The 246-nt window shown below is 55.3% G+C and carries 1 pseudogene; it reads left to right on the top strand.

Annotated elements, in window-relative coordinates:
* Positions 1 to 184 (top strand): annotated as a pseudogene (locus tag ACYASU_RS21560) (IS256 family transposase); the annotation flags it as partial.
* Between the last annotated feature and the right edge of the window lie 62 nt (positions 185 to 246).

The raw sequence follows: 246 nt of genomic DNA, 5'->3' as shown, positions 1-246 counted from the left end.
TCAGCTACGAAAGATCATCAAGACGCGCGGTCACTTCCCGACCGACGATGCGGCAACCAAACTGATCTGGCTCGGGCTGCGCAATATCACTGCCAACTGGGGCTCTGCAGCCCATGACTGGAAGAGTGCGATGAATCAATTTGCGATTCTGTACGGAGATCGATTTATCAGGCCGACCTGGTAAAAGCACGGCCTGCCTAACGGCAGGCCGCTACCAGCCCGCACACAAAAAATCTGACAGTCCCT

It is taken from the genome of Pseudomonas sp. HP_12, assembly GCF_055283955.1.
This window is presented reverse-complemented; position numbering and strand designations above follow the sequence as displayed.